Consider the following 16,767-nt stretch of genomic DNA (forward strand, 5'->3'; position numbering starts at 1 on the left):
CCGATCAAGGGGCCTTTGTTTTTTACATCAACGACTTATCAAGCAAACGGATGACGCAGAACGATGGTTTCGTTGCGATCCGGGCCTGTCGAAATAATGTCGATCGGCGCGCCGATCAACTCTTCAACGCGCTTGATGTAGGCACGAGCGTTAGCCGGCAGCTCTTCCAGGGTTTTGGCACCCACGGTCGATTCGGTCCAGCCCGGTACTTCTTCGTACACAGGCTGAAGGCCTACGTAGCTGTCAGCATCAGTCGGAGCAACGGCATTGCCTTGCGCATCTTTGTAGCCGGTGCAGATGTTGATGGTTTCCAGGCCGTCGAGTACGTCCAGCTTGGTCAGGCAGATGCCCGAGATGCTGTTCACATCGATAGCGCGACGCAGGATGACGGCGTCGAACCAGCCGCAACGACGGGCACGGCCGGTGGTAGCGCCGAACTCGTGACCTTGTTTGGCCAGGTGCGCACCCACTTCGTCAAACAGCTCAGTCGGGAATGGACCCGAACCCACGCGAGTGGTGTAAGCCTTGGTGATGCCCAGGATATAGTCCAGGAACATCGGGCCAACACCCGAACCGGTAGCCACGCCACCTGCGGTGGTGTTGGAGCTGGTCACGTACGGGTAGGTCCCATGGTCGATGTCGAGCAACGAGCCTTGGGCGCCTTCGAACATGATGTCTTTGCCGGCACGACGCAGGTCATGCAGCTCGGCCGTTACGTCCAGCATCAGCGGCTTGAGCAGTTCAGCGTATTCCTTGCACTCGGCCAGGGTCTTTTCGAAGTCGATGGCAGGCTCTTTGTAGTAACCGACCAGCGTGAAGTTGTGGTAGTCCACCAGTTCACGCAGCTTGTCTTCAAAGCGCGGCATGTTGAGCAGGTCGCCAACACGCAGGCCACGACGCGCAACCTTGTCTTCGTACGCCGGGCCGATGCCGCGACCGGTAGTACCGATCTTCAGCTCGCCACGGGCCTTTTCGCGGGCCTGGTCCAGCGCCACGTGGAAGGACAGGATCAGCGGGCAGGAAGGGCTGATGCGCAGGCGCTCGCGCACCGGTACGCCTTTCTCTTCCAGCTTGTTGATTTCCCGCAGCAGGGCATCAGGTGCAACCACCACGCCGTTGCCGATCAGGCACTGCACGCCTTCGCGCAGCACGCCCGACGGGATCAGGTGCAAGACGGTTTTTTCGCCGTCGATCACCAGGGTGTGACCAGCGTTGTGGCCACCCTGGTAGCGCACTACGGCGGCAGCATGTTCGGTCAGCAGATCAACGATCTTGCCTTTGCCCTCATCACCCCACTGGGTGCCCAGGACTACGACATTCTTACCCATAACACTTGTCCTCATTCGCGCAAACTTGGTGCCGGCGATGGCCGGCGGGAAAACTCAAGAAGCCAGTGGCGATACTTGCCAAAGCCCGTTCTGCTGGATCAATTGCCGGTCGCAGTCCGCATCACGGGCGGCGGCCAATGGCTGTCCAGGCAACGCCTGAACGACACGCTGACCCTCACTGCGCAACTGGCAAACCTGCCGCCAGAGTGCCGCATCCGTACTGTCAGGCATCCAGATACCGCCAGACGGTAGCTCGATCTCAGCACGCCCCAGGGTCACCAGGGTTTTCAAATCGGTGGAGAAGCCGGTGGCCGGACGGGCGCGACCGAAGTCGGCGCCGATGTCGTCGTAGCGACCGCCCTGGGCGATGGACTGACCAACACCCGGCACGAACACCGCGAACACCACGCCGGTGTGGTAGTGATAACCGCGCAACTCGCCGAGGTCGAAGTACAACGGCAGCTCCGGGAAACGCACCGACAACCGCTCGGCGATCGCCAGCAGATCTTCCAGCGCCGCCAGTACCGGCGCCGGCGCATTGGCCAGACGTTCACGGGCAGCGCTCAGCACTTCACGGCCACCGCACAGGTCGACCAGCGCACGCAGCATGCCGGACAAATCGGCTGGCAGGCCTTCGGTCAAGGTAATGACCTCATCGATCGCCTTGCGTTGCAACGCGTCGAACAGCTGCTGCTCGACTTCACCCGACAACCCGGCCGCCTGGGCCAGGCCACGGTAGATGCCGACATGCCCCAGGTCCATGTGCACATCCGGCACATCCGCCAGTTGCAGCATGGCGAGCATCAGGCTGATGACTTCGACGTCGCTGCTCGGACTGGCATCGCCGTACAGCTCGGCGCCCAACTGGATCGGGCTGCGCGAAGACGACAACGCACGCGGCTGGGCGTGCAGCACGCTGCCGGCGTAGCACAGACGACTCGGACCCTCGCGACGCAGGGTGTGCGCATCGATGCGCGCCACTTGCGGTGTGATGTCGGCACGGAAACCCATCTGCCGGCCCGATTGCGGATCGATGACCTTGAAGGTACGCAAATCCAGGTCCTGGCCCGCGCCGGTCAGCAGGGATTCCAGGTACTCGATATGGGGAGTCACGACAAACTCGTAACCCCAGCTCTGGAACAGATCCAACACCTGGCGACGCGCTACTTCAATGCGCGCCGCTTCCGGTGGCAGTACTTCTTCGATGCCATCTGGCAGCAGCCAGCGGTCTACCGTTGCCATTACGCCATTCCCCTTTGATCCGGGCGGCCAACCCTAGGGCGAGCCTTGAGTGAAGCAGAAAATGATCGGGCCGTTCAAAACACACGCGCAAGAACGACGCAGCGACACGCCGGTTACCGGCCTCGCCAACCACTTTCCTCGAAAAACTGTCGGGCCATTCAACCCGATGTTCTGCAGCAAAAACAGCAATCAAACGTGCAGACGCAAAAAAGCCGGGAATTTCCCGGCTGCCGCATCATACACACGTTTTCCCAAAGGATCACCCCGCCAGACACTTTAGCCGCCAGGCGGAGTGATTCAGGTCAACGTCGTATCAAGGCTTGACCTTTTCCAGGTAACGGAAGAAGTCGCTGCTTGGGTCGAGAACCATGACGTCGGATTTGTTCGCGAAGCTTTCACGGTAGGCACGCAGGCTACGGTAGAAACCGTAGAACTCCTGGTCCTGGCCGTAGGCCTTGGAGTAGATCGCAGCGGCCTGGGCGTCACCATCACCGCGAACCTCTTCCGATTCACGATAGGCTTCAGCCAGCAGCACACGGCGTTGGCGATCGGCGTCGGCACGGATGCCTTCTGCCAGCTCGTTACCCTTGGCGCGGTGCTCGCGAGCTTCACGCTCACGCTCGGTGCTCATCCGCTCGAACACGCTGCGGTTGACTTCCTTCGGCAGGTCGATGGCCTTGACCCGGACATCGACCACTTCGATGCCCAGCTCTTTTTCCGCCATCTTGTTCAGCGACGCCGTGATATCGGCCATCAGCGCATCGCGCTCGCCGGACACCACTTCGTGCAGGGTGCGTTTACCGAACTGGTCACGCAGGCCCGACTCCAGACGACGGGACAGACGCTCGTCGGCGATCTGCTTGAGGCCGGACGTCGCGGTGTAGAAACGCTCGGCGTCCTTCACGCGCCACTTGGCATAGGCATCGACCATCACGGCTTTCTTTTCCAGGGTCAGGAAGCGCTGCGTCGGTGCATCGAGCGTCATCAGGCGGGCGTCGAATTTACGCACCTGGTTGACGTAAGGCACTTTCACATGCAGACCTGGCTGGACATCCGCCTGAACCACGCGACCGAACTGCAGCAGCACCGCACGCTCGGTCTGAGCCACGATGTAGAAGCAGTTCCAGGCAGCGATCGCCACGACAACGCCGACAATAAGGGCGATCAGCGATTTATTGCTCATCAGCGACTCTCCCTGGTACGTGCCTGCTGTTGCTGCAGATCGGCTGCGGCACGCGCATTTGCTTCATTGCTGGTGGTTGCCGCACTGCCGCTCACCGGAGCGCTGGTGCTGCGACCACTTTCGACCATTTTGTCCAGCGGCAGGTAGAGCAGGTTGCTCTGGCCGTTCTTGTTGCCGGTCACGAGTACCTTGCTGGTGCTGCTGAAGACTTCCTGCATGGTGTCCAGGTACAGACGCTCGCGAGTGACTTCAGGTGCCTTGCGATACTCGGCGACCAGTTTGGTGAAGCGATCGGCCTCACCCTTGGCGCGGGAGATCGTTTCGTCACGGTAGCCGTTGGCATCCTCGATGATGCGCTGGGCCTGGCCACGGGCTTCCGGCACGACGCCGTTGGCGTAGGTTTCAGCCTGGTTGCGCGAACGCTGCTCGTCTTCACGGGCGCGGATCACGTCATCGAAAGCTTCCTGCACTTCGCGCGGTGCGGCTGCGCTCTGTACGTTGACCTGAGTGACGGTGATGCCGGTGCGGTAGGTATCGAGGAAGCGTTGCAGACGCTCCTTGATTTCGCTGGCCATCTGCTCACGACCTTCGGTCAGCACCTGATCCATGGCGGTGGAACCCACCACATGGCGCAGCGCACTGTCGGTCGCATGCTGCAGGCTGATTTCCGGCTGGTCGACGTTCAGCACGAAGTCCTGCAGGTTGCTGATCTTGTACTGCACGGTCAGCGGCACTTCGACGATGTTCTCGTCTTCGGTCAGCATCTGGCCCTGCTTGGTGTAGGCACGCTCACGCGTGACGTTTTCCATGTACTTCTTGTCGATCGGCGGGAAGTAGATGTTCAGGCCCGGGCCGACGGTTTCGTAGTACTTGCCGAAGCGCAGCACCACGGCCTGCTCCTGCTCGTCCACGACGTACACCGCGCTGTACAGCCATACCGCCGCAAGCACGACAAGGCCAATGCCGAGCAGGCCGCCGAAGCCGCCACTCTTGCCTGGACCACCACCGTCATCACCGCGTTTTTTTCCACCACCGAATAACCCGTTCAGGCTTTCCTGCAGCTTTCGGAAGGCTTCGTCGAGATCCGGCGGCCCCTTGCGGTCGCCATTGTTGCGACGCTTGCCACCCCAGGGATCCTGATTGTTCGAGTTGCCACCCGGCTCATTCCAAGCCATAGCGCTCTCCATCTGATAAAGCAAAGACGCACCCACGGCGCGCCGACCAATGCTACAGAATGCCTGCCGTTGCGGCACAACCGCTTTTTCAGGCTTTTATTGCAAAGTGTGTTGCTCGATGAACTCCGTCGGCACAACGCCTTCACGGCTGACCAGTCGATTGAGCTCCGAGCGTGGCAATCGAACGGCCAGCAAGCTGACACCTTCTTCGTCGTATTCTTCTTTCTGCACCGCGCCCAGTTCGAAGAACTGCGCACGCAGGCGCGCAAACCGCTGAGGCAAGCGCAACGTACCGACAAACAAGTCACTGCCCAGCAACTCGGCAATGGCTTGTTCAAGCAATTCCAGACCCGTGCCATCACGCGCCGACAGCCAGACCCGTTGCGGCCTGCCGTTTTCGTCGCGCTGGATTTGTGGCTCAACGCCTTCAAGCAAATCGAGTTTGTTATAGACCTCGAGGATCGGCAAGTCCTGGGCGCCAATCTCGCCCAGCACCACCATCACCTGCTCGATCTGCAACATGCGATCCGGTTCGGCCGCGTCGATCACATGCAACAACAGGTCGGAGTTGCTCGACTCTTCGAGCGTAGACCGAAATGCCTCGACCAGCTTGTGCGGCAAGTGACGAATGAAACCCACGGTGTCGGCCAGGACAATCGGCCCCAGGTCGTCCAGTTCCAGACGGCGCAAGGTCGGGTCCAGCGTGGCAAACAACTGGTCAGCCGCGTACACCTCGGACTTCGTCACGTTGTTGAAGAGCGTGGATTTGCCGGCGTTGGTATATCCCACCAGCGATACGGTAGGGATGTCCGCACGCGAGCGGCCACGTCGCGACTGTTCGCGCTGGCTGCGCACTTTTTCCAGACGGCCCTTGATCTGGCGCAGACGCACCCGCAGCAGACGGCGGTCGGTTTCGAGCTGGGTTTCACCCGGGCCGCGCATGCCGATGCCACCACCCTGACGCTCAAGGTGAGTCCAGCCACGAACCAGCCGGGTACTCATGTGGTCAAGCTGGGCCAGTTCGACCTGGAGCTTGCCTTCATGGGTACGGGCGCGCTGGGCGAAAATATCGAGAATCAGGCCCGTGCGGTCGATCACGCGACACTCGAAAACACGTTCGAGGTTACGTTCCTGACTGGGCGTGAGGACATGATTGAAGATCACCAGATCGGCTTCTTCGGCGTGAACCAGGTCGCGCAGTTCCTCGACCTTGCCACTGCCAATCAGGTATTTGGCGGTTGGCCGATGACGCGGCACGTTAAAAAACGCAACGGTCTCGGCGCCAGCCGAATTTGCCAGCTCCTGAAACTCCTGCGGATCTTCGCGCGCCTCAGGGTCCTGTCCATCTAAGTGAACGAGGATGACTCGTTCACCACCACCGTGGCGCTCAAAGAACAAAGGAGACTCCTATCAGGCGTTACCTGGCTCAGCGTCGGCACCGTCGTCGGTTGCGCTAGGCAGACGAATCGGGCGAACCGGTACGACTGTAGAGATGGCGTGCTTGTAAACCATCTGGCTGACGGTGTTTTTCAGCAGGATAACGAACTGGTCGAACGACTCGATCGTGCCTTGCAGCTTGATCCCGTTAACCAGATAGATGGAAACCCCCACTTTCTCTTTACGTAAAGTATTCAAGTAAGGGTCTTGTAGCGAATGCCCTTTTGACATGTGCCGCACTCCTTTAAGGATTCAATATAAAAAATAGGTAATTCAGATGGCTTTTGCCGCCACACCCCCAAGGATAGACGGCAATTGCAAGGACTCAGCTCAATATGGAGATGGTCCCAAGGTATTTCAAGGCGCGTGGCAGATTGTCGCAATCCAGACTGTCGAGCCAGTGTAAATCTTCCCAGCTGCGCAGCCAGGTGAACTGACGCTTGGCCAGCTGGCGCGTGGCAATGATGCCGCGCTCCTGCATTTCGGCCTTTGTCAGCTTGCCATCCAGGTAATCCCAGACTTGGCGGTAGCCTACCGCACGTATAGACGGCAACCCGGCATGCAGGTCACTTCTTTTACGCAGGGCTACGACCTCGTCGATAAATCCCTGTTCCAACATAATTGTGAATCTTTGTTTAATGCGCTCGTGCAGTACCTGACGGTTTGCCGGGGCAATGGCCAAGTTCGCGACAGTATAGGGCAATTGTTGCAGTCCCGATGCGGCTGCTTCAGTACTTTGCGCAGATTGTTTCAGGCGCAGCTCGGTCATGCTCTGACCACTGACCCGATAAACTTCCAGCGCGCGACTCAGGCGTTGCGGATCGTTCGGATGAATGCGCGCCGCCGACTCCGGATCAATCACCGCCAATTGCTCGTGCAGGGCTTGCCAGCCAAGGCGCTCGGCCTCTTCTTCGATCTGCGCGCGGACTTCGGGATCGGCCGCCGGCATGTCCGCCAGACCTTCGACCAAAGCCTTGTAATAGAGCATCGTGCCGCCCACCAACAGGGGAATTTTTCCGCGTGCGGTGATTTCCGCCATGGCTTGCAGGGCATCACGACGGAAGTCGGCGGCGGAATAGCTCTCGGCCGGATCGAGAATATCGATCAGACGATGGGGAAATTCGGCCAGCAGCTCTTTAGAAGGCTTCGCGGTGCCGATGTCCATGCCGCGATAGACCAGCGCCGAATCGACGCTGATCAGCTCGCACGGCAGCACCTTGGTCAGCTCGATGGCCAGATCGGTCTTGCCCGCAGCGGTCGGGCCCATCAGGAAAATCGCTGGAGGAAGCTGGCTCATCAACGACCGCGCAGGAACAGTTTGTCCAGATCGTCCAGGCCCAGTTGGGTCCAGGTCGGTCGGCCATGGTTGCATTGACCGCTGCGCTCGGTGTTTTCCATGTCGCGCAGCAGGCCGTTCATTTCCGGCAGGGCCAGCCGCCGGTTGGCGCGGATCGCGCCGTGGCAGGCCATGGTGCCGAGCAGTTCGTTCAGGTGTGCCTGGATCCGGTCGCTGGTGCCATATTCCATCAGATCGGCGAGCACATCGCCGACCAGCCGGTTGGCCTCGGCCTGCTTGAGCAGGGCCGGGATCTGCCGGATCGCCAGGGTTTCCGGGCCAAGACGTTGCAACTCGAAGCCCAGTCGCTGGAACCACGCCGCATGCTCTTCAGCGCAATCGGCCTCGCGCTGACTGACCGCCAGCGACTCCGGCACCAGCAGCGGCTGGCCGCTCAGGCCTTCGCTGGCCATGGCGATCTTCAGCCGTTCATACATGATCCGCTCGTGGGCCGCGTGCATGTCCACCAGCACCAGCCCCTGGGCATTTTCGGAAAGAATGTAGATGCCCTTGAGCTGTGCCAGCGCGTAGCCAAGGGGCGGAATGTCGTCCTGACCGGCCGGCAGCGCATTGGCATTGGCTTCCGGCAGCGGCGCGAAGAACTCGCGATAAGCGGCCTGCGCCTCGGCGGCCGGCACTGCGGATTGCGGGCGCGGCGTGTACTGGTACTGATAACCGCCGCCACTGCTGGTGCCCGACGAGGTATTGAACACCGGTTGCGCCTGCGGTTGCTCCAGCAGTGCATTGGCCGCCAGACGCATTTCGCCCTGCGGGCCGAACTCACCGGCCTCAAGCCCGGTCGGGCGGACGATGGCAGTGGTCGGGGCAGGCGCGCCGAGTTGATCTTCTGGCCGCACGTCACCCAAAGCCCGATGCAGGGTGCCATAAAGGAAGTCATGCACCATGCGTCCGTCCCGGAAACGGACTTCGTGTTTGGTCGGGTGGACGTTGACGTCCACCGCCGCCGGATCGACCTCGAAAAACAGCGCAAACGTCGGATGCCGACCATTGAACAGCACGTCGCGATAAGCCTGGCGCACCGCGTGGGCCACCAGTTTGTCGCGCACCGCCCGGCCATTGACGAAGAAATACTGCAAGTCGGCCTGACTGCGGTTGAACGTCGGCAGACCGACCCAGCCCCACAGATGCAGACCGTTGCGCTCGATCTCGATCGGCAGCGCCTGTTCGAGGAAGCCCGCGCCGCAGATCGCCGCCACGCGCCGGGCGCGGGCCGCATCATCGTGGGCTTCATGCAGGCTGAGGATGGTCTTGCCGTTGTGGCGCAAATGGAAGGCCACGTCGAAGCGCGCCAGCGCCAGACGCTTGATCACTTCTTGCAAGTGATCGAATTCGGTTTTTTCAGTCTTGAGAAACTTGCGCCGCGCCGGGGTGTTGAAGAACAGGTCGCGAACTTCCACCGAGGTGCCGACCGGGTGCGCAGCGGGCTGAACCCTGGGCGCCATGTCGCGGCCTTCAGTCTCGACTTGCCAGGCTTGATCGGCATCGCGGGTGCGCGAAGTCAGGGTCAGGCGTGCCACGGAGCTGATCGACGCCAGCGCCTCGCCACGGAACCCCAGGCTCATCACCTGTTCGAGGTCTTCCAGGTTGCGGATCTTGCTGGTGGCGTGACGGGCCAGCGCCAGCGGCAGATCGTCGGCGGAAATGCCGCTGCCATCGTCGCGCACCCGCAGCAGCTTGACGCCGCCCTGCTCGACATCGACATCGATGCGCCGGGCGCCGGAGTCGAGGCTGTTTTCCAGCAACTCCTTGATCACCGAGGCCGGGCGCTCAACCACCTCGCCGGCGGCGATCTGGTTCGCCAGCCGTGGGCTGAGCAGTTCGATACGGGCAGCGCTCAACACCTGATTCATTCTTTGGACGCCAGTTCGGTGCCGGGAATGGTCAAGTGCTGACCGACCTTCAACTCATCGCTGCTCAGGTTGTTGGCGCTGCGCAGCGTCGCTGGCGAAACCTGGTAGCGCACGGCGATCATCGCCAGGGTTTCCCCCGGGCTCACTCGGTGATCCCGTGGTCCCTGGGCGATCTTGCCGGAGTCACGCAGCCAGGCAATGTAAGTGCCCGGTGGCGGGTTCTGCTGGAAGAACTGGCGCACGCCGCTGCTGATCGAGCGGGCCAGCGCTTGCTGGTGGCTCGACGCGGAGAGTTTCGAGGCCTCGTTGGCGTTGGAGATGAAGCCGGTTTCCACCAGGATCGACGGAATGTCCGGCGACTTCAGCACCATGAATCCGGCCTGTTCCACGCGCTGTTTGTGCAGTGGCGTGACCCGGCCGATGTTGGTCAGGACCTTCTGGCCAACGTTGAGGCTGGAGGTCAGCGAGGCGGTCATCGACAGGTCGAGCAACACCCCGGCAAGCATCCGGTCCTTGTCGTCGAGGCTGACGTTGCCGGCACCGCCGATCAGGTCGGAACGGTTTTCGCTGTCGGCCAGCCAACGGGCGGTTTCGGACGTGGCGCCACGGTCGGACAGGGCAAACACCGAAGCACCGAACGCTGCCGCAGACGGCGCGGCGTCGGCGTGAATCGATACGAACAGGTCGGCGCCCTTCTTGCGGGCGATTTCGGTACGGCCACGCAACGGGATGAAGTAATCGCCGGTACGGGTCAATTCGGCGCGGAAGCCTTTCATGCCGTTGACCTGGCGTTGCAGTTCGCGGGCGATCTGCAGCACCACGTCTTTCTCGCGCTGACCGCGCGAGCCGGAAGCGCCCGGGTCTTCGCCGCCGTGGCCGGCGTCGATCACCACAATGATGTCGCGCTTGCCGGCCGGGGCCGGTGGCAATTTGATCGCCGGCTCCGTCGGAGTGACCGGCACCGCCGGCACGGTGGCCACAGAAGGGGTCGGCGCAGGTGGCGGTGCGGCATCAGCCGGGTTATCGAACAGGTCGACCACCAGACGGTTGCCATACTGCGCGTTCGGCGCCAGCGAGAAGCTTTTCGGGGTGACGGCTTTTTTCAGGTCGATGACCACCCGCAGATCGGTCGGTGTGCGCTGCGCCGAGCGCATCGCGGTGATCGGCGTGTTGGCGGTCTGGACATTCAGCGGCGCGCCGAGGGTGGCACCGTTGATGTCGATCACCAGCCGGTCCGGTGCGGTCAGGGTGAAAACGCTGTGCTGCACCGGACCGGTCAGGTCGAAGACCAGACGCGTGTTATCCGGCGCCCGCCACAGGCGCACGCTGTTGACCTTCGTCTCGGCCACAGCGTTGACGGTTACTGCCATCAACATCAGTCCAGCGGCAGCCACCAACGCGCGAAAGCGCATACCTAACCCCATCATTTAATTGGATTCCAATGCCAAAGCGGCACACCAGGCCTCGCCACGCGAACCCTGGGACAAAATGTTCAGCGAACGCCCGCTGTCTTGCGGGCTAATGGTAATGGTCAGGTCAGGCTTTGGCAAAAAGCCTGCACCTTTATCCGGCCACTCGATCAGGCACAGCGCGTCATCTTCGAAATAGTCGCGGATACCGAGAAACTCCAGCTCCTCCGGATCGACCAGGCGATACAGGTCGAAGTGAAAGGCACGGACATCACCGATCTCGTAGGGCTCGACCAGGGTGAAGGTCGGACTTTTCACCGCGCCGACATGTCCCAGCCCGCGAATGATGCCCCGCGACAGGGTGGTCTTGCCCATGCCGAGGTTGCCTTCGAGAAAAATCAGCCCATGCCCCTGGGTAACGCGGGCGATCCGTGCGCCAAAGTCGCTCATGGCCTGTTCATCGGCCAGGTACAGGGTTACTTCAGACACGGTGCATGCTCCTCCAACAACTGACGAATGGCTGGAATCAGATCACTGGCCGCCAGCCCACGGCCGAATTCACCTTGTTGCTGCCCCGCATTCGCGTGCAGCCAGACACCCAGGCAAGCGGCGTCAAAACCGTCCATGCCCTGGGCCAACAACGCGCCGATCAACCCGGCGAGCACGTCGCCGAGGCCGGCGCTGGCCATTGCCGGATGCCCTTGATGACACAGGGCCAGACGCCCGTCCGGGTGTGCGACCAGGCTGCCGGCGCCCTTGAGCACCACAACCGCTGTATGTTTTTTGCTCAACGCCAGGGCTGCCGCCGGACGGTCGGCCTGCACCTCGGCGGTGCTGATGCCCAGCAACCGCGCCGCCTCGCCCGGATGCGGGGTGATCACGCAATCCTTGGGCAGGCTCACCGCACCGCTCGCCAGCAGATTCAACGCGTCGGCATCCCACACTTGCGGCAATGGCGCATTCGCCGCCGCCGACAACAACGCCCGCCCCCAACCGGCCTGCCCAAGCCCAGGCCCGACCACCAGCGTGGAGACTTTTTCCAGCAGGCCCATCAACTGATTCGCCGAAGAAGTGCCAAGCACCATGACTTCAGGCACCCGGTTCAACGCCGCCGGCACGTGCTCGGCCCGGGTGGCCAGCGAAACCATGCCGGCCCCGCTGCGCAACGCGCTCTCGCTGCTGAGCAGGATCGCCCCGCCAAAACCGTGATCGCCACCGATCAGCAGCACATGACCGAATCGCCCCTTGTGCGCCGTTGGTGGCCGGGCCGCCAGACGCGGCAGATTAGCCACGTTGAGACGGCGCGCGGCAGCGGCAATGTCACTGAAGGTTTCGGCAGAGGCTTGCAGATCGTTAAACACCAGCTCGCCGACGTGATCCGCCGCGTCAGCGGTGAACAACCCAAGCTTGAGTCCGATGAAGGTCACGGTGAGATCCGCACGAACCGAATCCCCCAGCACACGGCCGGTATCGGCGCACAACCCGGAAGGAATATCGACCGCCACCACCGGCAGGCCACTGGCATTGATCGCCGCGATGGCCGAGGCGTAAGGCTCACGTACCTCGCCGTTCAATCCGATGCCCAGCAGCGCGTCGAGGACAACACCGCGCAGTTCGCTCGCGGCACTCCAGGCCGTCACCACGACGTTTTCGCTCACGGCCTCGGCGTGAGCCCGCGCGGCATCGCCCTGCAAACGCTGCGGATCACCGACAGCCAGGACTCGCACACGCCAACCGGCGCGTTGCGCCAGCGCGGCCACCCGATAACCGTCACCGGCATTGTTGCCATGCCCGGCCAGCACCGTCAGTTCGCTCGCCGCCGGCCATTTGCGCACCAGCGCGCGCCAGGTCGCATAGGCCGCTCGCTGCATCAGTTCGAAGCCCGGCGTGCCGGCGGCGATCAGCCGTGCATCGAGTGCTCGCACCTGCGCGGCGCGGTACAGCGCGTCGGGTAATTCATCTTTAGTGTGCGGCATGCGTCTTCGGGCTCCGATGTCTGGCAGAATTATACGCACCTCAGCTCCGGTTTCTCTCGCCTCATGTCCGCCATCACCACAGACCTCCCCGCCCTCGCCCAATCCATCAAGGACTGGGGCCGCGAGCTGGGCTTTCAGCAAGTCGGCATCAGCGGTCTGGACCTGGCCGAGCATGAACAGCACCTGCAACGCTGGCTCGAGGCCGGCTATCACGGCGAAATGGACTACATGGGCGCCCACGGCAGCAAACGCTCGCACCCCGAGGAACTGGTGCCCGGCACGCTGCGGGTGGTTTCCCTGCGTATGGACTACCTGCCTGGCGACACGCAAATGGCGCAAATGCTGGCAAAACCGGAGAAAGCCTACATCTCGCGTTATGCCTTGGGCCGCGATTACCACAAATTGATCCGTAAACGCGTGCAACAACTGGCAGATAAAATTCAGGCACACATCGGCCCGTTCGGTTTTCGCGCCTTCGTCGACAGCGCCCCGGTGCTGGAAAAGGCCATTGCCGAACAGGCCGGCCTGGGCTGGATCGGCAAAAACACCCTGGTTCTGAACCGCAAGGCCGGCAGCTATTTTTTCCTCAGCGAACTGTTTGTCGACCTGGCACTGCCGGTGGACGAACCGCACAACACCGAACATTGCGGCCGCTGCACTGCGTGCCTCGACATCTGCCCGACCAACGCCTTCGTCGGCCCGTATGTGCTGGACGCCCGACGCTGCATTTCCTACCTGACCATCGAACTGAAGAACGCCATCCCCGAAGACCTGCGACCGCTGATCGGCAATCGGGTGTTCGGCTGCGACGACTGCCAGATCGTCTGCCCGTGGAACCGTTTCGCCCGGCCATCCGGGGAAAGCGACTTCAAGCCACGGCACAACCTCGACAACGCCGAACTGGCCGAACTGTTCATGTGGGATGAGGATAAATTCCTCAGCAACACCGAAGGCTCACCGCTGCGCCGCGCCGGTTACGAACGCTGGCTGCGCAACCTGGCAGTGGGACTGGGCAATGCGCCGTCGAGCATTCCGGTACTGGAAGCGCTCAAGGCGCGTCGGGACTATCCGTCGGAACTGGTGCGCGAGCATGTCGAGTGGGCGCTGAAACGTCACGGACTCGCGTAAGCCACATCAATGCTCGTCGTTGTAAACGAACTTGGGCATTTCCCAATGGAACCGTATCGCCAGCAGCCGCAGCAAGAACCCGCCGAACAGGGTGATCAGGATCGCCTGCTCACTCGGCACATTCAGATACAGGCACAGCATGTAGCACCAGGCGGCGGCGAACGAGACGCTGGCGTAGAGTTCGCGGCGGAAAATCAGCGGGATGTCGTTGCAGAAGATGTCGCGCAGGATGCCGCCGAAAACCCCGGTAATCACCCCGCTGACCGAGGCCACCAGCATGCCGTGGCCCATTTCCAGAGCGGTCATGCAGCCGATCAGGGTGAACGCCACCAGGCCGACCGCGTCGAGCACCAGAAACAGCGAACGCAGGTGCCGCATCCAGCGCGCGGTGAACACCGTGATCATCGCGGCGGCGGAGGTCAGCACCAGGTATTCCGGGTGTTTGACCCAGGTCAGCGGGTAATGCCCGAGCAACATGTCGCGCACCGAACCGCCGCCCAGTGCCGTGACGCAGGCGATCAGCACCACGCCGAACCAGTCCATGCCGCGCCGTCCCGCAGACAGGGCGCCGGTCATGGCTTCGGCGGTAATGGCGATCAGGTAGAGCATCAGCAACATGGTGGCGATCCAGGCAGGAAGGCGCGCAGTCTAGCCATTTCAACGTCGCACCAGAAGGGGGCGTCGCGGAATGTTGTCTGGCGTTGAGTCTTCAGGAACCGGGCGCTCCATTCGCGGGCAAGCCCGCTCCCACAAAAGCCGCGCGACCTTGTGGGAGCGCCGGAACTTACTCAGGCCTTGATGAAGTGCTGGCGGTAGTGCTGCAGCTCGGCGATGGATTCGCGGATGTCGTCCAGCGCCAGGTGGGTGCTGCCCTTCTTGAAGCTGTCGCGCACGTCCGGCGCCCAGCGTGCGGCCAGTTCCTTGAGCGTGGAGACGTCGAGGTTGCGGTAGTGGAAGTAGCTTTCCAGCGCCTTCATGTGGGTATAAAGGAAGCGCCGATCCTGACAGATGCTGTTGCCGCAGATCGGCGACTTGCCCTTCGGCACCCATTGTTCGAGGAAGGCGATGGTCTGGGCTTCGGCTTCGGCCATGCTGATGCGGCTGTCGCGCACACGCTGGGTCAGGCCCGAGTTGCCGTGGGTGCGGGTGTTCCACTCGTCCATGCGGGCGAGGACTTCGTCGCTGTGGTGGATGGCGATCACCGGGCCTTCGGCCAGGGTGTTGAGGTCACTGTCGGTGACGATGGTGGCCATCTCGATGATGACGTCGTTTTCCGGGTCCAGACCGGTCATTTCCAGGTCGATCCAGATCAGATTCTGCGGGTTTTGCATATTTCGACTCCTAGGCAATGCTGCGCAGTTTAGCCTAGGCCGGTGGCCGGGCGTGCTAAACTCGCCGCCGTTTTACCTAATCGCTGCATTCTTTTATTACGGAACACCCATGGCCAAACGCCAACTCAATCGTCGCCAGAACTGGCGCATCGAAAAGATTCAGGGCGAGCGCGCCGCCCGCGCCGCCAAACGCGAGTCCTCGGCTGTCGAGGCGCTTGAGGGTGGCGACCTTGGCCCGGAACAACACGGCCTGGTGATCGCGCACTTCGGTGTGCAGGTCGAAGTCGAGGCCGTTGACGGCGATCAGGCCGGCCAGGTGTTCCGCTGCCACTTGCGCGCCAACCTGCCCGCACTGGTAACCGGCGATCGCGTGGTATGGCGCGCCGGCAACCAGGGCATCGGGGTGATCGTCGCGCAACTGCCGCGCACCACCGAACTGTGCCGCCCGGACAGCCGTGGCCAGCTCAAGCCGGTGGCCGCCAACGTCGACATGATCGTCATTGTCTTCGCCCCGCTGCCCGAGCCCCACGCCAACCTGATCGACCGCTATCTGGTGGCGGCCGAGCACGCCGGCATTCGCCCGTTGCTGCTGCTGAACAAATTCGACCTGATCGACGAGCAGAACGCCCCGGCGCTGAATGCTCTGCTGGCGGTCTACCGCACCCTGGGCTATCCGGTGCTGGAAGTATCGGCCCACCACGGCAATGGCATGGAGCTGTTGCAGAAGCAGCTCGACGGACGCATCAGCGTGTTCGTCGGCCAGTCCGGGGTCGGCAAGTCATCGTTGGTCAACAGCCTGCTGCCGGATGTCGAAACCCGTGTCGGCCCGCTGTCGGAATGGTCCGGCCAGGGCACGCACACGACCACCACCGCGCGGCTGTTCCACTTCCCCGGTGGCGGTGAGCTGATCGACTCCCCGGGCATCCGTGAATTCGGCCTCGGCCATGTCAGCCGTGCCGATGTGGAAGCCGGTTTCATCGAGTTCAACGACCTGCTCGGCACCTGCCGCTTCCGTGACTGCAAGCATGATCGTGAACCAGGCTGTGCATTGCTCAAGGCATTGGAAGATGGCCGGGTGCAGCAACAGCGCATGAACAGCTACCGCTCGATCATTGCCAGCCTGCCTGAGAACGGTTACTGAGCGGAATCAAAAGCAAAGTCAAAAACCCCTCACCCTAACCCTCTCCCAAGGGGAAAGGGGAAAGGGGACTGACTGTATTGCTCTGCCGGGCAGCGTCAAACTGAAATATCGAGCCGAACTCAGGTTTTGAACAACATAAAGTTCGGCTCCCTCGGGCGAGGGCCGGGGTGAAGGGCGAACTCACCACCGAGTCCCCTGCCGTACATGCAG

At 62.1% G+C, this 16,767-nt stretch carries 15 protein-coding genes; 2 read left to right on the forward strand and 13 right to left on the reverse strand.

From position 1 onward, the window contains the following. Positions 1-38: 38 nt before the first annotated feature. The 11 genes from KVQ74_RS19170 to KVQ74_RS19220 form a co-directional block, all read right to left on the reverse strand. Positions 39-1,328: an adenylosuccinate synthase gene (locus tag KVQ74_RS19170; RefSeq protein ID WP_217832732.1), complete on the reverse strand. Its 1,290-nt coding sequence runs from the start codon at positions 1,326-1,328 to the stop codon at positions 39-41. A 54-nt stretch (positions 1,329-1,382) separates the two neighbouring features. Beyond that, positions 1,383-2,570 (reverse strand): ATP phosphoribosyltransferase regulatory subunit, encoded by a 1,188-nt coding sequence (locus KVQ74_RS19175; RefSeq protein WP_217832733.1) that lies wholly within the window; start codon positions 2,568-2,570, stop codon positions 1,383-1,385. Between the two features lie 313 nt (positions 2,571-2,883). Further along, complete coding sequence (gene hflC / locus KVQ74_RS19180) at positions 2,884-3,753, reverse strand: protease modulator HflC (protein ID WP_217832734.1); 870 nt, start codon at positions 3,751-3,753, stop codon at positions 2,884-2,886. Continuing rightward, positions 3,753-4,928: an FtsH protease activity modulator HflK gene (hflK, locus tag KVQ74_RS19185; protein ID WP_217832735.1), complete on the reverse strand. Its 1,176-nt coding sequence runs from the start codon at positions 4,926-4,928 to the stop codon at positions 3,753-3,755. Before hflK ends, hflC begins: the two co-directional genes overlap by 1 nt. Positions 4,929-5,024: 96 nt before the next feature. Next, positions 5,025-6,326 (reverse strand): ribosome rescue GTPase HflX, encoded by a 1,302-nt coding sequence (gene hflX / locus KVQ74_RS19190; protein ID WP_217832736.1) that lies wholly within the window; start codon positions 6,324-6,326, stop codon positions 5,025-5,027. Between the two features lie 12 nt (positions 6,327-6,338). After that, entirely contained in the window at positions 6,339-6,596 is a 258-nt protein-coding gene (hfq, locus tag KVQ74_RS19195; protein WP_217832737.1) for an RNA chaperone Hfq, read from the reverse strand. Positions 6,597-6,690: 94 nt separating this feature from the next. Continuing rightward, the gene (gene miaA, locus KVQ74_RS19200) at positions 6,691-7,662 is read right to left on the reverse strand and encodes a tRNA (adenosine(37)-N6)-dimethylallyltransferase MiaA (RefSeq protein WP_217832738.1); all 972 of its coding nucleotides are present in this window, start codon (positions 7,660-7,662) and stop codon (positions 6,691-6,693) included. Next, positions 7,662-9,563 carry a DNA mismatch repair endonuclease MutL gene (gene mutL, locus KVQ74_RS19205; RefSeq protein WP_217832761.1) on the reverse strand — a complete coding sequence of 634 codons (1,902 nt, stop codon included), beginning with the start codon at positions 9,561-9,563 and terminating at the stop codon, positions 7,662-7,664. Before mutL ends, miaA begins: the two co-directional genes overlap by 1 nt. A gap of 5 nt (positions 9,564-9,568) precedes the next feature. Next, positions 9,569-10,948: an N-acetylmuramoyl-L-alanine amidase gene (locus KVQ74_RS19210; protein ID WP_404822705.1), complete on the reverse strand. Its 1,380-nt coding sequence runs from the start codon at positions 10,946-10,948 to the stop codon at positions 9,569-9,571. Positions 10,949-10,999: 51 nt separating this feature from the next. After that, the gene (tsaE, locus tag KVQ74_RS19215; RefSeq protein ID WP_217832739.1) at positions 11,000-11,470 is read right to left on the reverse strand and encodes a tRNA (adenosine(37)-N6)-threonylcarbamoyltransferase complex ATPase subunit type 1 TsaE; all 471 of its coding nucleotides are present in this window, start codon (positions 11,468-11,470) and stop codon (positions 11,000-11,002) included. Next, positions 11,458-12,957 (reverse strand): NAD(P)H-hydrate dehydratase, encoded by a 1,500-nt coding sequence (locus KVQ74_RS19220; protein WP_217832740.1) that lies wholly within the window; start codon positions 12,955-12,957, stop codon positions 11,458-11,460. Before KVQ74_RS19220 ends, tsaE begins: the two co-directional genes overlap by 13 nt. Before the next feature lie 63 nt (positions 12,958-13,020). Between KVQ74_RS19220 and queG the strand changes: the two genes are divergently transcribed. Next, complete coding sequence (gene queG / locus KVQ74_RS19225; protein WP_217832741.1) at positions 13,021-14,085, forward strand: tRNA epoxyqueuosine(34) reductase QueG; 1,065 nt, start codon at positions 13,021-13,023, stop codon at positions 14,083-14,085. Between the two features lie 6 nt (positions 14,086-14,091). Here the strand turns inward: queG and KVQ74_RS19230 are convergent, their stop codons facing one another. Together KVQ74_RS19230 and orn are read right to left on the reverse strand one after the other, a co-directional pair. Further along, complete coding sequence (locus KVQ74_RS19230; protein WP_217832742.1) at positions 14,092-14,703, reverse strand: trimeric intracellular cation channel family protein; 612 nt, start codon at positions 14,701-14,703, stop codon at positions 14,092-14,094. A 170-nt stretch (positions 14,704-14,873) separates the two neighbouring features. Beyond that, positions 14,874-15,416 (reverse strand): oligoribonuclease, encoded by a 543-nt coding sequence (gene orn / locus KVQ74_RS19235; protein WP_217832743.1) that lies wholly within the window; start codon positions 15,414-15,416, stop codon positions 14,874-14,876. 109 nt (positions 15,417-15,525) lie between these two features. Between orn and rsgA the strand changes: the two genes are divergently transcribed. Then, positions 15,526-16,557 (forward strand): small ribosomal subunit biogenesis GTPase RsgA, encoded by a 1,032-nt coding sequence (gene rsgA, locus KVQ74_RS19240; RefSeq protein ID WP_217832744.1) that lies wholly within the window; start codon positions 15,526-15,528, stop codon positions 16,555-16,557. Positions 16,558-16,767 lie beyond the last annotated feature (210 nt).

The sequence above is a fragment of the Pseudomonas botevensis genome, from assembly GCF_019145475.1.
Taxonomy (GTDB): Bacteria; Pseudomonadota; Gammaproteobacteria; order Pseudomonadales; family Pseudomonadaceae; genus Aquipseudomonas; species Aquipseudomonas botevensis.

Coding starts and splice junctions, on each gene's coding strand:
- KVQ74_RS19170 (WP_217832732.1), bottom strand. CDS start 1,328: ATGGGTAAGAATGTCGTAGTCCTGGGCACCCAGTGGGGTGATGAGGGC.
- KVQ74_RS19175 (WP_217832733.1), bottom strand. CDS start 2,570: ATGGCAACGGTAGACCGCTGGCTGCTGCCAGATGGCATCGAAGAAGTA.
- hflC (WP_217832734.1), bottom strand. CDS start 3,753: ATGAGCAATAAATCGCTGATCGCCCTTATTGTCGGCGTTGTCGTGGCG.
- hflK (WP_217832735.1), bottom strand. CDS start 4,928: ATGGCTTGGAATGAGCCGGGTGGCAACTCGAACAATCAGGATCCCTGG.
- hfq (WP_217832737.1), bottom strand. CDS start 6,596: ATGTCAAAAGGGCATTCGCTACAAGACCCTTACTTGAATACTTTACGT.
- miaA (WP_217832738.1), bottom strand. CDS start 7,662: ATGAGCCAGCTTCCTCCAGCGATTTTCCTGATGGGCCCGACCGCTGCG.
- KVQ74_RS19210 (WP_404822705.1), bottom strand. CDS start 10,948: ATGTTGATGGCAGTAACCGTCAACGCTGTGGCCGAGACGAAGGTCAAC.
- KVQ74_RS19220 (WP_217832740.1), bottom strand. CDS start 12,957: ATGCCGCACACTAAAGATGAATTACCCGACGCGCTGTACCGCGCCGCG.
- queG (WP_217832741.1), top strand. CDS start 13,021: ATGTCCGCCATCACCACAGACCTCCCCGCCCTCGCCCAATCCATCAAG.
- KVQ74_RS19230 (WP_217832742.1), bottom strand. CDS start 14,703: ATGTTGCTGATGCTCTACCTGATCGCCATTACCGCCGAAGCCATGACC.
- orn (WP_217832743.1), bottom strand. CDS start 15,416: ATGCAAAACCCGCAGAATCTGATCTGGATCGACCTGGAAATGACCGGT.
- rsgA (WP_217832744.1), top strand. CDS start 15,526: ATGGCCAAACGCCAACTCAATCGTCGCCAGAACTGGCGCATCGAAAAG.